Consider the following 17,039-nt stretch of genomic DNA (forward strand, 5'->3'; position numbering starts at 1 on the left):
AGCGTATTCATAGCGCAATCCATAAATTTTTTTTAAACAATTTTTAAAACTATTCGAGTAGACTTCTCTGATTTAAACAAGTGGCAAGCAAAATATAATAAAAATCTGCCTACCATCTTCTTGTAAAATAGGGATATAATTAATACTATTAATAACGTTCTTAACATTATTTAATTATATCAACCTTATCATTGGGTTCAGTTAGTATGTCTTTGAAAACTACGCCCTACCAAAAGCTTTTTTGGCAAGTTTGGAAGTCTAATCCTTTAGACCAAAGCTTGATCCTAAGGTATATCTTTGAGCTAAGTGGTAACCTAAATTCTTCACATCTAGAAACAGCATTAAAATATTATGTTAGAAAAATTCACAAAGCATGCAATGCTTATTTTTTCGAAAGGGATGGTATAGTTTGGCAAGCATCAAAAAATCTTTCTCTTAATTTTGAATATAGAGACCTTAGTGGTAGCACAATAAACATTAAAGAAATTATAGAAAATAACTCTGTTAATTTTAATCTTTCAACAGGACCTCTTTATAAGTTTATTCTTACTAAAATTGAAAAAAAAAGATATCTTTTCTTGATAGCTTTTAGCCATATAATTTTTGATGGAATCTCCTATATAAATTTTATTCAAATTCTAGAGAATTTATATAATAATGCTACTAAAAGCTGGAAGGAACAGAATGTATTTCTTTCCCCCACAATTCGGCCATACCATAAAGAAAACATTCAATTTTGGGATTCATTTTTTAGCAATAATAACTTTAAACAACCACTAAGATTTTTAACATCTACAGCTAGACATTCTAATAAAGCAAATCATCAGAAACGTAGTTTTTTCATAAAAACCAAAATATTCACTAAAGAAGAAACCGCTACATTGCTTCAAGCTGTTGTTCCCTTTACACTTTTCCATTTAATGGCAAGCGCTATGGCAAGTTTCATAGGAAAATATAACTCCATATTAACTCAAGAAGCGATCAATATTGGATATACAGTAAGTATAGATGATAGTAAAAAAGGCATAGGATGTTTTACTAACCTTAATCCTTTAACAGTAGATTATAGTCCTTATTCTTCTCCTTATGAAATTTTATTAGCTATAGCCAACACGCGTAAAAAAATAAAACCTCATCAAGCAGTACCTTTTCTTGAATTATTAAATAGATTATCAACAAAAAACAACAACCCTTCAAGGTCATTTAATATCTTAATAAATCATTCTCCTGGACTAATAGGGATTGCTACGCCTCACCTTAAAGGATTAAAAAGTAAGCTAATGGCTTCTCCGGCTACAGAAGGACCTTACGATATAGGTTTAATTTATAATATATTAAATGGGAAATTGCATATACAACTCAATATTGCAGAGCAGTTGTCTTCAAAAGAACAAATTGAAGAAATGTTTATTAATTTCAACAAAACTCTTAATTTCTTCATTACCAAATTAAATACTCCTTTTTTAGCATTACATTATTATAGTAAACATAGCCATATACATGGTCCTCCTATTCACTTACAACATCCTAATGGACTATCAGATATTTTTAAAAATTCATTTAAATGCTATGCTAACAAAGCTGCCTTAATATTTAAAGATAAATTCTGGAATTATAAAGAACTCGAGTTAGAAGTACTTAAATTGCAAGCATTGCTTGACATAAAACTTCCTAAGCTGCATGCTGATTTATCTTATAATATTGGCATCCATTTAAATAGATCACAAAATTTAGTTTTTTGTTTATTAACAGCAATTCTAAAAAAAATATGTTTTGTTCCCTTAGATCCTAATTTCCCGAATAGAAGATTAAAATATTTTATAGAAAATGCTAATGTTAATTATATATTAACTGACAGGGATACAATTACTAAAAGCGAACTCAACACAATTTGCTCCAATAACACTTTTATTGTTATTGATGAAAAAAATGAACATCTAGATATAGTTTGTACCAAACTAATGGAGGAAGAGCGTAATCTTAATAAAGCTCAATATATTCTTTTTACCTCTGGTTCTACTGGTGCTCCCAAGGGAGTGCGCATTTCTCACAAAAACCTTTACAATTTTATCTTAGCTATGCATGAGAGGATACCATGTAGAGAAGAAGATTATTTACTTTCTATTACCTCTTTAAATTTTGACATATCTTTGCTCGAATTATTACTACCCTTATCTGTTGGGGCAAGCGTAGATATAGCAGCATCAGATAGTATTAGCAATAGTTATGCACTTGCCGAGAGAATAAAGAATACCCCTACTACAATAGTTCAAGCTACCCCTTCAACATGGAAGATGCTACAGGTAATAGATTGGTTTAGTAATCGAAAATTAAAAATATTAATAGGAGGAGAAAATTTAGAAGAGCATTTAGCTGCTTATTTGCTTGCACAACATCATGATGTATATAACATGTATGGTCCGACCGAGACTACTATATGGTCCTCTTGTGTGTTAGTAACTACTCCGTATACTATTTCTTTAGGTCAACCCATCGGCAATACTACTTTTTACATTTTGGATCCTCAAAAACGCCCTTGCCCTTTAGGTATGCCAGGAGAACTATGGATAGGAGGGGAAGGAGTTGGGTTAGGTTATCTTAATAATGATACATCAGAAAAGTTCAAATCATTATCAACTGGTGAATATGTATATAAGACCGGTGACATAGTAAGTTACTTTGGAAAAAAATATTTAAAATTTATTGGACGAAACGATAATCAAATAAAAATCAGAGGTTTTAGAGTTGATCTTTCTGAAATAACAGCTGCAATTAAACAAATAATTAATTGCATCGAAGTAGTGACTATTGTAAGACTTATACCCGAGATTCATATTGTCTCTTTTGTACAAGGAACCACAAATAATAAGGAAGAAAATAGTACAATAGAAAAATTATCCACAATATTACCCCATTATATGATTCCTCAACGTATCATTTCCTTAAAACAGCTACCGCTTACTTTACATAACAAAATTGATCTTAAGAAACTGCAAGAAGAAGACATTAAGCTCCTTATTACCCAATACGGGTACAACAATACACCCAACAAGCAACTACAGATGGTACCTTTAAAGCACTCTATTAATGATGATGAAAGTACAGAACAAAAAATATTAAAAATTTTAGAAGAACATTTTAATTTAACTTTGCTGCACACAAATTATCAAACTCCCTTTGGACATTTTGGACTTCATTCAATTAATCTTAATAAATTATCTAGTATTATAAATCAAAAGTTTAATACCTCTATTAAACCTTATGAATTTTATCAACATAATAATTTTATCAAATTATGTGGACATATCGAAAAACAACTAGGCGATAAAATCTATAGTAAGAAACCATCCATACACATTAATCTTACCAATAGCACTCATGATGTATCAATTATTGGCATATCAGCTAGACTACCGGGTGCAACGAATATAAATTATTTTTGGCATAATCTTATTGCAAATATCAATACCATCAAGCTCAATAATTCATCTAGACCTACGTTACCTCCAGGGCTAAAAGCTGGTTTTATTAATGACATAGACAAATTTGATGCAAGTTTTTTTAACATTTCTCCCTTAGAAGCTACCTACATGGATCCCCAGCAAAGACTGTTATTAGAAACCTCCTGGGCCGCATTAGAGGACGCAGGGTACAATCCTTTATCATTAGAGGAAAGCAAAATAGGGGTATATATAGCTGCAACTAACTTTGATTATTATTCTGTTTATAGAGCAAGTACTACGCCTATTCCTTATACAATGCCCGGCCTTGTTTCATCTATGCTTTCTAATCGTATTTCCTATTTTTTTGCTTGGAGCGGACCTAGCCAAACTTTTGACACAGCTTGCTCGGGTTCGTTAGTAGCTTTAAGTAAGGCTTACAATGATTTATTAGAAGGACGAATAGATTATGCATTAGTTGGTTCCACAAATATTATTCTTGATAACTATACCAATGAAGCCCTTACAATAGGGAATTTCCTTTCTTCCCAAGGGCGTTGTGCTACGTTTGATGAAGAAGCAGACGGATATGTTAGGGGGGAAGGTGTGGGTTGTGTTTTACTAAAACGAAATAGTGATGCAGTAAGGGATAAAGATAATATTTATGGAAATATTATCAGTTGCTCTGAAAACCATGGTGGGAAAGCGCATTCCCTTACAGCACCCAATCCAGAAGCCCAAAAAGCATTGCTTATACATGCCTATAAGGACAAAGCGTTAGCACGACGTGTCAGTTATATTGAAACCCATGGCACAGGTACAAAACTTGGTGATCCTATTGAAATAGATGCTTTAAAGATGGCTTGGCGCGCGTTGGGAATATGGGAAGATAAACCTTATATAGGGCTTGGTTCTGTAAAAACGCACATAGGACATTTGGAACCAGCAGCAGGAATTGCTTCACTACTCAAAGTATTATTATCTATTAAACATAAAGCTTTACCAGGGAATTTGCATTTTAATAAATTAAATCCTTACATAGCTATTCATAACAGTCCTTTCTACATTGTATCTAACAATCAAAGTTGGGAAAGTGATACGCTTAGAGTGGCTGGAATTAGTTCGTTTGGTTTTGGAGGATCTAATGCCCATGTCGTTATAGAAGAAGCGCTCCCAAGAGAAATAGATACAAACTTTACCGATAAACCATTTTATCTTGTTTGCTTATCAGCGAAGGCCTTGTATTCCTTACAACAATCACAAAAGAACCTCGCACATTATTTAGCTAATCTTTCAAACAAAGCATATAGTTTGGCTAATATTGCTTACACCCTTAATAGTGGCCGCAGCCATTTTCCCTATAGGTGCGCTTGGATAATCAAAAATATAGCAGAGCTAATAGATGGACTTCATCAGCAAACCGAAGCAATTGTAGCGGTAAGCAGCAAAGAAAAAATGGTTGAAACTTTAGGAGATTATAGGAATAGGGATACATACTACTGTGAACTTCAAGAAAGGCGCAAGCAATATTTAGCAGGATATGATCTTGATTGGGAGTTACTGCATGATCATGAACCGAAACTTAGGCTTAGCTTGCCTACTTATCCTTTCTATACTAAACCTTATTGGTTTGAAACAGCTGCAGACTCTAGTATGATTAATAAAACAGCAAACTCATTAGCAACTGCTCATGCAATAGATAAAAGTGGTATTTATTGTATAGCAAAAATAAATGACTCAAGTGTAAAGGTTACTATTGATGGCAACCACCCTTGGCTTGCAGAACATATAATAAATGATCATAAAATGTTACCAGGAGTTGCGCATTTGAGCCTAGTGTTCTCTGCCATGAATAAACTTGATTTACTTTATGACAATTTAATTTTTCAAAACATTACCTGGTTACAACCTATACGCTCTTATGATCCTCTCACAATAATAATTGAATTTGTAAAGCAGACCAAAGGGTTACATTTTTATTTAAAAAGTTTAGATAATAAACAATTATTTTCTAGGGGGGAAATTATAGCACAGGAAAAAAATATTTATGGCCATTCTTTAAAATATTTTTCAGAAAAACCATCTTATAAACATATTTATCATAAAAACGAGCTTTATCAACACTTTTTAAAAAGTGGCATTAATTATGGTGCCTTTTTTCAAGGGTTAAATGCTATTTATATCCTTAATGAACAACTATGCTATTCAGAAATAAATATAGAATATAGTTTTGAGCTACTTAAAACCAATCTTTTAGATAGTGCTTTTCAATCCATTTTAGGCTTATCTCTATCATCTTTAAACAAAGCGATGCTCCCTTTTTCTGCTGGTCAAATAATTTTTACAAAGGAATATTTTGAAGATAAGAAAAGTAAATTCTATGCGTATACTATTAAAAAATCTTCCATGCGGGTAGATATAGAAATATTAAATGCTAATAAACATAAAATTTGTACTATTCTTGATTTAGGAATTCGTCCAATTAATCAGGTAAATAACATGACTAAAGTTAATATTGAAAAAAAACAAACCGAATTTCTATCCAATTTGACTTATACCCCTAAATGGGATGAGTCCCCTATAGAATCTTCCTTAAACGTATCGCCTAAAAAATATATAATTATTTATACCCAAGCTTCTGAAAGGATAGCACAAGCATGCTATAACCTTATTAGGTATAATCATGATGCTATATTGACACCTTTTGTTTCTGAACACTCCTTAATAACTGTTGAGGAATTAATAAGTAGTTCCCCAGCTTTGAAAGAAATATGGATAATAGATGCTTCCCCTATAGATACCTTAAATCATAAAGATTGCTATAAAAAATGTTACCTTTTTATAGAACTCTTAAAAAAAATTTCCCGTTATAGCGATTTAAGTATTAAACTTATTACTAATAATGCTATTCATATTAACGAATATAGTCCGACTATTCAACCTCAAAATTCCACCCTTTTAGGGATTGCTCAAACTGCTGCTAAAGAATTTCCTCATTTGAATATTTGTTGTATTTCTACAAATCACATAACGATAGCACATTTACATTTGATCATAGCCGAAAAGAATCAAAATAATACTACTATACAACCTATCGTATTATTAAATGGTAAACGTTATGTTCGGAAGCTGGTAGCAAGTATTTTAAAGCCTTTAACACAAACAAAGTTTCGTAAAAAAGGATGCTATTTGATTATAGGAGGTCTAGGAGGGTTAGGGTTTACCCTAAGCCAATATCTTGCTAAACATTACCAAGCGCAGTTGGTTTTAGTAGGACGCAGTGTAGCAGATCAAGAAAAAGTTGAGCTTTTAAGTAAATTAGGTGGAAATATCATATATGAACAACTTGATCTACTGGACATACAAGAAATTGAAAGAATACTGCAACAATACCAATTCCATGGAATTATTCATTCAGCTTTAGTATTAAAAGATAAGACTATTCCATTTATGGATAAAGAAACCTTATACGAGGTTTTAAATCCTAAAATTCACGGTTCTATAAATCTTTTCAGAAGTCTGCTTAAATATAATATTCATTTAGATTTCTTTTTATTTTTTTCTTCTATCCAGTCTTTTATTGCTAATAAAGGGCAAGCAAATTATACAGCAGCGTGTGTTTTTAAGGATGCTATAGCATCTTTAATGCGTAACTTTTATATGTATGAAACGAAGGTTATAAATTGGGGATACTGGGGAAGTGTAGGGATTGTATCTAAAAAAAATTACCGGGAACGCATGTTAACTATGGGGATTGGATCCATAGAACCAGAAGAAGGATTAAAGATTATTGAAGATTTTTTGGCTAGCGATTGCACACAAATAGCTGTTTTAAAAGCTACTTCAGAGGCGCTAAAGAGGTTAGATGTGTATTATGATGTTTCTAATACTTCCACGCATCATTTACATTCAGATTATACAAGTAAAAACGCATTAATAAAAAACGATACTATTATAGATTTAATAACCTGTAATTCAGAGGAATTTTTAAAGAAAATTGTTCCTTTATACCATAATTCCGGAGAAGAGATTTTATCTCATAAGAAGGCCCAGCAAGCTTTAGAAAATTACAGCAGGTATGCGGTACAGAATGCAAAAATTCCACAAGAAAATATATTAGAAAAATATAATAGGTTGAAAATAGCTATTAGGAGCATAGAAAAAGGAAAATATATTGACAAAAGTCAACTATTACACGAATATCCTTGGTTACATCCCCATATAAAACTATTGGATCATTGTTTAAGCTATTATCCTGAAGTTCTTACAGGTAAAGTAGATCCTATGTCGGTTTTATTTCCAGACGGTAGTTTCAGGTTGGTAGAACCAATTTATAGAGATAATCCTATTGCAGACTATTTTAACCAAATTGTAGGTCAAATTGTTCAAAATTATATACAAATACTACCTCAAAGACCATTCAATATAATTGAGATTGGAGCTGGTACAGGAAGTACAACAAAATTTGTCCTTCCTTTGTTAGATACAAATGTAAAATATTGCTTTACTGATCTTTCTATTGCTTTTCTTAAAAAAGCACAAACAGAATTTGAAAAATATAAAAACATAACCTATCAGATTTGTAACATAGAAAAAACTCCAGGTGAAGATTTACAAAATAAATTTGACCTATTAATAGCTACAAATGTTTTACATGCAACGAGCAATATAAAAAAGACTCTACAAAATGTTAGAAAATTCCTAAAAGAGGGAGGTATTACAATAATTAATGAGGTAACTTCTAGGCAAGATTATGCTACATTAACATTTGGTTTAACTCCAGGATGGTGGTTATTTGAAGATTTCCGTATAACAAATAGCCCTTTAATTGAGTCAGGCATGTGGCAAAAACTATTAAAAGCGGAAGGATTTAAGACCGTATATTCCCATGGGGAAGAAAGTCAGCAAGTTATTGTAGCTCTAGCTGCCGAACAGCGGTTTTCTATCCCTAGCAATATTGAAATAGCATTTAATCAATATACCCCTGCAAGAGAAAAGCATCTTGTTGATAATATAACAAGTAATAATATTGATGTTAAGAAAGAGCTAGATGAGAAGATCATCTTTAATAATTTAAAAAAATTTATTACTAGTAACATTTCTAAAATAATGCAAATTCCTCTGGAAGAAATAAAAATTGATGTTCCTTTTACTTCTTTAGGGATTGATTCGTTGATAGTATTAGAATTGCTAAAACCCTTTAAAGAAAAATTTGGATACCTTCCAAGTACGCTCTTTTTTGAATACCCAACTACAAGAAAATTAACAAACTATTTGTTGCAAGATTACAAAGAAATGTGTTATAAAGATTTCAATATTTCTTTTAATAGCTCTCTATCCAAAATAAATGAAGGTAATAATCACATAGCCATTAATTCTTCTATAAGGAAATGGTTAAAGCAAACAATTGCCAAAACTATAAGGTTAGATCCGGTGGAGATAAAAGATGATATTCCTTTTTCTAATTATGGTATTGATTCATTGATTACTTTAGAAATATTGAAACCTTTATCAAAGCAACTAGGGTATATGCCAAGCACTATATTTTTTGAATACCCTACTATACAAACAGTAACCCAATATATTCTCGAAAACCATAAAACACAAGCGTTAACCTTAGTGAATTCTAAAAATTTCTTAGAAGATATACATAAAAAAAAAGAAGCTGATAGCAATAATTTCAATCTAACAACAAATCAACCCATTATAGAAGATGGTATTGCTATAATTGGCATAGCCGGCAAATTTCCTAAAGCTGATAATTGTGAGCGGTTTTGGGAAAATATTTCTAGTGGTTTAAATTGTATAGAAAAAATCCCTATTGAACGATGGGATTATAAAAATTTTTATGATGAAAATGGTACAGTTGGAAAAATTTACACCAAATATGGCGGATTCATAAAAGATATAGATCGCTTTGATCATACTTTCTTCAATATTACTCCTTATGATGCAGAAAATATGGATCCACAAGAAAGGCTTTTTCTACAAACCACTTACCATGCAATAGAAAACGCCGGTTATCCTTTAAGTAAGCTTACCAACAAAGATATAGGCGTATTTGTTGGAGTAATGAACGCTGGTTATTCGTGGTTAGGGGTAGATGCACCTGATATAAATTGGGCTGATGCTTTATATTGGTCTATTGCAAACCGGGTCTCCTATTCTTTTGATTGGACAGGACCTAGTTTGGCAGTAGATACTGCTTGCTCATCATCTCTTACGGCTGCCCACCTTGCCTGTAAAGCGCTTAAAGCGCATGAGTGTTCATTGGCAATTGTAGGGGGAGTTAATCTCATAATCCACCCTAAGCAATATACTAAATTATGTAGATTAAGAATGTTATCTAAAGGAGATAAATGTCGTTCTTTTGGCAAAAATGCGGATGGTTTTATAGATGGAGAAGGAATAGCAGCTGTTGTTTTAAAAAGATACGCAGAAGCAATTAAAGACGAAGATTTCATTTATGGAATTATTCGGGGAAGTTCTATCAATTCGGGAGGGAAATCTAACGGCTATACTGCTCCTAATCCGAATGCGCAAGCTGCTCTTATTAAATCTACCCTTAATAAAGCAGCAATAGAATCTGAATCTATAAGTTATATTGAAGCTCATGGTACTGGTACAGAGTTAGGCGACCCAGTTGAAATAAGAGGTTTAACAAAAGCTTTTGACACGAACAAGAAGCAAATATGTGCTTTAGGATCGGTAAAGAGTAATATTGGACATTTAGAATCGGCAGCAGGGATTGCAGGCCTTATAAAAGTATTGCTTCAACTTAAGAATAATCATATCGCACCTTCTTTACATGCAGCTATTGAAAATCCTTACCTTACTATCCAAAATACGCCATTTTTCATAACAAAGGATCTAGTGGAATGGAAAGGAAAACACGCACAACCAAGGCGTACTATGGTAAATTCTTTTGGAGCAGGGGGAGCAAATGCTAATATATTAATTGAAGAAAATTGCCTATATCCAACTAATATTTCTAACAAAAACTTACCTATATATATAATTCCTATTTCTGCTAATAGTATCAGTGCGTTACAGGGTAATATAGATGAGCTTAGGGTATGGTTAAAGAAACAACAAAAGGTTGATTTATATGCTTTAGCTTATACTTTAGGATGTTGCAGAGAACACTATAGATTTCGTGCGTGTTATATTGTAAAAGATATGAATCAGTTGGTAATGAATCTTTCTAATAGTCTTCCTGAAAATCAGGAAATCATACAAGAGGATGCTATAATTGATGCTTATAGTGTACTTTTAACGAAATTAAATGGTACAAATTTTACTGCTCTTGATGTTAATCAACTTAAAAATTTATTTGAAGACACAAAATATTATTATTTACAAGGGGAAGATATTTTGTGGCTAGATATATACAAGGTAAAAAAATTAGCATTCCCTCCCGGATATTGTTTTGATAAAAATAGGCACTGGATTCAAAACGCCAAGTATGGCTTAACAACTAGTCAGAAATATTTGGCTCACCATAAAATTAATCAGGAAGAAATTTTGCCGGCAACTTTTGCATTAGCGCTAATTACTAGTAAATATCCAGAGTATAATAGTTTTAAGGATATACATTGGATACAACCAATAAACAAACCTATAGAAGAAATAAATGTATTGTTAAAAGGAGATACCTTTACACTGCAACATATGGATTTTACTTATGTAAAAGGCTGCGTAGCAAGAGAGAGCGTAGTACCTTTTAAAGTAAGCATAAAGGATTTATTAGGAGATACGAAGCTTAATTTGTTAGAATCTGATGATATATATGCGTATTATAATCAACTAGGTTATAATTATGGTGATATATATAAAAATTTAAGATGGCTTAAATACAATGAGAAAGTGGCTATTGGTATCATTAACAATTATAATCTTAAAATGTTTTCCATAGAACCTTCTATGCTTGATGCTGGATTACAGCTAGCCATAGTACCTTTAAGCTTAGTACAATTTATAAAAAAAGAGGAGGAAATAGCTTTACCGTGCTACCTTGAAAATATGATAATTCATAATACTAAGCTTGATAACATAGTATATTGTTATTGGATATTAAATTCATTTTCAGAAAATAAAAGGGAAATAAATTATGATTTATATTTCGTAAATAGTTACAACGAGCCATTCATTAGCTGTCAAGGAATGATTTCTAAGGTTATAAAAAAAACTGCAATAATGTTTAAGAACCAAGATAATAACAATATTAATCACACAGTTAATAATACCAATATAAAAATATATCCATTTAAATAATTAAAAAAATTTCTATATGCATGCTGATGTTTATATGTTTCCTGGTCAAGGTTCTCAATATAAAGGGATGGGGGAGGAATTATTTAACAACTTTCCTTTGGAAACTAAGGAAGCCAGTGAAATTCTTGGCTATGATATAAAGCAGTTAGCCTTACAAGATGAACAAGATAAGTTAAATTATACGTTATATACACAACCAATAATTTATTTTCTAAGTTGTTTATCCTATTTAGAAGAGAGGAAAAAAGTAAATTCTTCTTCATTCGTAGTATGTGGACATAGTTTAGGGGAATATGCTGCCTGTTTTGCTGCAGGAATATTTGACCTTTTTACAGGCCTTAAGATTGTTAAGAAAAGGGCTGAACTAATGAGCGAAATTAAAAATGGTACAATGATGGCTGTTATCGGTACAGATTCATTAAAAACAGAAACTTTGCTTGAATACATTAACCTTGATAATATAGATATTGCTACTTTTAATAGCCATAAACAAATTGTTCTCAGTGGATTAAGTAATGAGATAGTAGAAGCAGAAAAATTATTAGAAATACAAGGTTTTAAATGTATCCTTTTAAACGTAAGTGGAGCATTTCATTCAAGACAGATGGAAGGGGTACGCATTGAATTTATGCGGTTTTTAAAGGATTATGAATTTTCCCTCCCTATAATACCGATTATCTCATCTACTACAGCAATGCCATTAGAATATGATTTTATATTAGAAAACTTGGGTTTTCAATTAGTAAAATCAGTTAAATGGCTTCAAACAATTTTATATCTTCAGTCTTTGTCTCTTACTGTATTTAAAGAACTAGGTCCAGGTAATATGCTAACTAAGTTAAATGAGGAAATTTTTAAAAATAATGCAACGCTATAAAACTGTTAAAAATATGGAAAATAATGATTCAGGGAAAAATTGGAGCACGGACACATTTTTACTGGGAAAGTAAAAACGCTTAGAAGCTACCACCATATTTCCTATAGATACAGATAATAGCCTCCATATTCTCACTGGGAATAGGTGTTCTACATACAGCGCAAAAGCAATCGTATAGGTCATTAGGTACTGTTCTTGTGCGTGATGCTCTTATTATTAATTCGTACAGACAACCCAAATGAAAAGCATGCGCACAAACATTTTCGGACTTAATCGGTAAATATATCCTTCGTTTCAAAGTTTGGCCTTCCGTATCCATTTGGTCTAAGCATATCGCACATTCTGTTTGTTCTTTTTTTGCTGCTGCTTCTGCTGCACAAAGAATTTCTTCTGCCTTTGTCTCACTAACCCTTGCTGCTATTTCTGCTGCTTCTCTTCTACGTCTTGCTACTGTCTCTCTTCTACGTCTTACTTCTGCCGCTCTTCTACGTCTTACTTCTGCCTCTGCTGCTTCCTCTGCTTTTATCTCTGCTTCTATCTCTGCTAATCGACGTATTATTCTCCCCATTGCTTCCTCTGTTTCTATTGCTTCTATCCCTGTTAATAGATGTCTTATTGCTACCTCTCTTCTATGTCTTGCTGCTGCCTCTCTTCTACGTCTTACTTCTGCCGCTCTTCTACGTCTTACTTCTGCCTCTGATGCTGCCTCTGCTGCTGCTGCCTCTGCTGCTGCCTCTGCTGCTGCTGCCTCTGATGCTGCCTCTGCTGCTGCTGCCTCTGCTGCTGCTGCCTCTGATGGTGACTCTGCTGCTGCTGCCTCTGATGGTGACTCTGCTGCCTCTGATGGTGACTCTGCTGCTGCTGCCTCTGATGGTGACTCTGCTGCTGCCTCTGATGGTGACTCTGCTGCTGCCTCTGATGGTGACTCTCTTCTACGTCTTACTTCTGCCCCTGCTGCTTCTCTAAATGCCCCTCTAGATATCTTCGCTCTCATAAGTCTTTCTTGCTCCTTTTCTCCTAGATCACAATCCCCCGCTAGTATTGTTATGGAAAAAAGCAATAAGTGTGTAATACTTTTTAAAAAATTTAAATTTTGCATGTGTTTAACTACATTATGAGCGTAATGATTTTACAATTTACGCCCCCTCTATTCTTACAGCCGCTCGTTACGTTTGTACAATATACGAATTATAAACGTTACCTATGCATCTGCTGACATAAGTAAGCTTTTATTTGCTTAAAATCATGGGGTGCAAACCAAACGATCGCCTTATCTTTTTTAAACCAGGTCATCTGCTTCTTAGCGTATTGTTTGGTGTTATGCTTTATTTGAGCTGCAGCCTCTCTTAAGCTATGCTGCTTATTTAAATAGTTAAATAATTCCCTATAGCCTATGGTTTGTAACGCATTACTTGCTTGGTAGGGATAGAGTTTCTCCACTTCTTCTACCAATCCCGCCTCCATCATTGCTTCAACTCGAGCATCCATCTTTTGATACAATGGTTCTTTTCCTGGGTTAAGCCTATCTTAATAAGATGGATGTCTTTATTTTGAAGCGGCTCCTTATTAACTTTTTGCTGACGCCAGAAGGTATAAGACATGCCTGTCTCTAAACAAACCTCTAGCGCCCTTATGATTCTCCGAGGGTTCTTAGGATCTATTATAGTATTATGATACATGGGATCTTCTTTGGCCAGCCATGCTGTTAAATAGGGCAATCTTTTTTTTCAAGCGTGGTTTGGAGCATGGATCGTATGCTAGGGGCAATAGAAGGCATCTCCATTAATCCTTGGATGTTTTACTAACCTTTTCTCTTACCGTATATTTAAAGAACTAGGTCCAGGTAATATGCTAACTAAGTTAAATGAGGAAATTTTTAAAAATAATGCAACGCTATAAAACTGTTAAAAATATGGAAAATAATGATTCAGGGAAAAATTGGAGCAATGAAGGACACATTTTTACTGGGAAAGTAAAAACGCCTAGAAGCTACCACCATATTTCCTATAGATACAGATAATAGCCTCCATATTCTCACTGGGAATAGGTGTTCTACACTCAGCGCAAGAGCAATCGTATAAGTCATTAGGTACTGTTCTTGTGCGTGATGCTGTTATTATTGTTTCGTACAGACAACCCAAATGAAAAGCATGTGCACAAACATTTTCGGACTTAATCGGTAAATATATCCTTCGTTGCAAAGCTTGGCCTTCCGTATCCATTTGGTCTAAGCATATCGCACATTCTGTTTGTTCTTTTTTTGCTGCTGCTTCTGCTGCACAAAGAATTTCTTCTGCCTTTGTCTCACTAACCCTTGCTGCTATTTCTGCTGCTTCTCTTCTACGTCTTGCTACTGCCGCTGCTGCTGTCTCTGTTTCTAATGCTTCTATAATTCGTATTGCTCTTGCTTCTTCCGCTGCCTCTGTTGCTTCTATATCATCTTGTCTTCTTATTTCTTCTTCCCCTTCTCTTACAACTACTACAAACCATCCTATTTGGGATGCTTCTTCCGCTGCTGCTGCCTCTCTTCTATGTCTTGCTTCTTCCGCTGCTGCTGCCTCTCTTCTATGTCTTGCTTCTTCCGCTGCTGCTGCTTCTCTTCTACGTCTTGCTTCTTCCGCTGCTGCTGCCTCCCTTCTATGTCTTGCTTCTTCCGCTTCTTCCGCTGCTGCTGCCTCTCTTGCCTCTCTTCTACGCTTTGCTGCTATTTCTGTTACTTTTCTTCTACGTTTTGCCTCTGCCTTTGCTGCTGCCTCTACTTCTAATGCTGCTAATACTGCTGTTGCTTCTCTTTTACGTCTTACTTCTGCCTCTGCTGCTGCCTCTCTGCTACGCCTTGCTGCTATTTCTGCTGCTGCTCTTTTACGTCTTACTTCTTCTGCGAAGTTTTCTGCTTGACGTCTTATTGCTTCTCCCATTTTAACTCCTCTGCGTCTTGCTTCTTCCGCTGCTGCTTCTGTCTCTCTAAATGCCCTTCTAGATATCTTCGCTTTTATAAGTCTTTCTTGCTTCTTTTCTCCTAGATCACAATCCCCCGCTAGTATTGTTATGGAAAAAAGCAATAAGTGTGTAATACTTTTTAAAAAATTTAAATTTTGCATGTGTTTAACTACATTATGAGCGTAATGATTTTACAATTTATGCCCTCTCTATTCTTTATATATATATATAATATAATAAATTTTGCTATACACAATACAAAGAAAACCCTACTACTATTATTCTAGAGATTTATTTAATATACTCCAAGAAGTTTAAGGAAAAATGCTATTACAACCTAATGACAATGGACCATATCTATTCAAAATTGGAAGGAGGCCATGGCATATTTTTTAATCAAATTGGAAAATAATTTAAAAACCTAAAAAATAATTTACACAGTTAAAGGGACAGAGCCCCCATTGGATTCTGTAATTATCCATTACGGCCGCTCGTTACGCTTGTACAAGTGTACGGATTATAAACGTTACCTATGCATCTGCTGACATAAGCAAGCTTTTATTTGCTTAAAATCATGGGGTGCAAACCAAACGATCGCCTTATCTTTTTAAACCAGGTCATCTGCTTCTTAGCGTATTGTTTGGTGTTGTGCTTTATTTGGGCTGCAGCCTCTCTTAAGCTATGCTGCTTATTTAAATAGTTAAATAATTCCCTATAGCCTATGGTTTGTAACGCATTACTTGCTTGGTAGGGATAGAGTTTCTCCACTTCTTCTACCAATCCTGCCTCCATCATTGCTTTAACTCGAGCATCTATCTTTTGATACAATGGTTCTTTTTCCTGGGTTAAGCCTATCTTAATAAGGTGAAAGCCTGTGTTTTTAGATGGTTCCTTATACCGAGTCTTAGCTACCAATTTATTAAACCAATTAGCAGTAGGTGATAAGGAATTATTTCTAGTGGCTTTCTTCTGCATACCTGATTTTAACTTTTTTTCTTTAGTAGAGTTTCATTAGGTAATCCGCTATAGGCCTTATCTGCATATAACCTACTACCTGTTTTTAGCGTTACTTTATTCAACAAAACTTGTAAATGCGTACTATCATGATTAGATGCTTTTGTGGTACTGACTGCTAAAACTAAACCCTCTTTACTTTCTACAGCAGCGCATTTAAAAAAAAACACCACAGCTGCTTCTGCAACACACAACAGGGAACGCTTACTTATGCATTATCCTTCACTGGATCAATCTAATTTATTAAAGCTATAACACGGACACCTTGTATTACGCTATTATCAATATAAAACTTTAAATTAGGATATTTTCGAATCTTACCTGCCAGTCTTTTTCCTAATAACCTACACAATGTGTTTTGTGATGCACAATCTTTTGCCATAACAATGCCCACTGGTCATACAGCAAAAGGCTTAAATAGCCTTTTACTACACTGCCATCTCCAGTTATAGTAATAGCTGTTATCAAAATCAATACATAACTAAAATGACAGA

At 33.7% G+C, this 17,039-nt stretch carries 5 protein-coding genes and 2 pseudogenes; 2 read left to right on the top strand and 5 right to left on the bottom strand.

From position 1 onward, the window contains the following. The first annotated feature begins 191 nt into the window (after positions 1-191). Together DK880_RS01140 and DK880_RS01145 are read left to right on the top strand one after the other, a co-directional pair. Entirely contained in the window at positions 192-11,714 is an 11,523-nt protein-coding gene (locus tag DK880_RS01140; RefSeq protein ID WP_162534085.1) for an SDR family NAD(P)-dependent oxidoreductase, read from the top strand. 16 nt (positions 11,715-11,730) lie between these two features. Further along, the gene (locus DK880_RS01145; RefSeq protein ID WP_109997013.1) at positions 11,731-12,591 is read left to right on the top strand and encodes an acyltransferase domain-containing protein; all 861 of its coding nucleotides are present in this window, start codon (positions 11,731-11,733) and stop codon (positions 12,589-12,591) included. A 79-nt stretch (positions 12,592-12,670) separates the two neighbouring features. Here the strand turns inward: DK880_RS01145 and DK880_RS05105 are convergent, their stop codons facing one another. The 5 genes and pseudogenes from DK880_RS05105 to DK880_RS05375 all read right to left on the bottom strand — a co-directional run. After that, positions 12,671-13,690, bottom strand: a complete 1,020-nt coding sequence (locus DK880_RS05105; protein ID WP_162534086.1) for a hypothetical protein — start codon at positions 13,688-13,690, stop codon at positions 12,671-12,673. Positions 13,691-13,788: 98 nt separating this feature from the next. After that, positions 13,789-14,270: pseudogene (locus DK880_RS05670) on the bottom strand (tRNA (adenosine(37)-N6)-dimethylallyltransferase). Between the two features lie 303 nt (positions 14,271-14,573). Then, on the bottom strand, positions 14,574-15,692 hold the full coding sequence (locus DK880_RS01170) for a hypothetical protein (RefSeq protein ID WP_109997017.1): 1,119 nt from the start codon (positions 15,690-15,692) through the stop codon (positions 14,574-14,576). A gap of 397 nt (positions 15,693-16,089) precedes the next feature. Then, positions 16,090-16,446, bottom strand: coding sequence for a tRNA dimethylallyltransferase (locus DK880_RS05515; protein WP_239302546.1), 357 nt, complete (start codon positions 16,444-16,446; stop codon positions 16,090-16,092). Continuing rightward, a pseudogene (locus DK880_RS05375) lies at positions 16,423-16,691 on the bottom strand (transposase); the annotation flags it as partial. The pseudogene DK880_RS05375 and the gene DK880_RS05515, both read right to left, overlap by 24 nt. Positions 16,692-17,039: the final 348 nt, after the last annotated feature.

The sequence above is a fragment of the Candidatus Cardinium hertigii genome (assembly GCF_003176915.1).
Lineage (GTDB): Bacteria > Bacteroidota > Bacteroidia > Cytophagales > Amoebophilaceae > Cardinium > Cardinium hertigii_A.

Bases quoted from the DNA above. Each gene is read 5' to 3' on its own strand.
- DK880_RS05105 (WP_162534086.1), bottom strand. From the start codon at position 13,690: ATGCAAAATTTAAATTTTTTAAAAAGTATTACACACTTATTGCTTTTT.
- DK880_RS01145 (WP_109997013.1), top strand. From the start codon at position 11,731: ATGCATGCTGATGTTTATATGTTTCCTGGTCAAGGTTCTCAATATAAA.
- DK880_RS01170 (WP_109997017.1), bottom strand. From the start codon at position 15,692: ATGCAAAATTTAAATTTTTTAAAAAGTATTACACACTTATTGCTTTTT.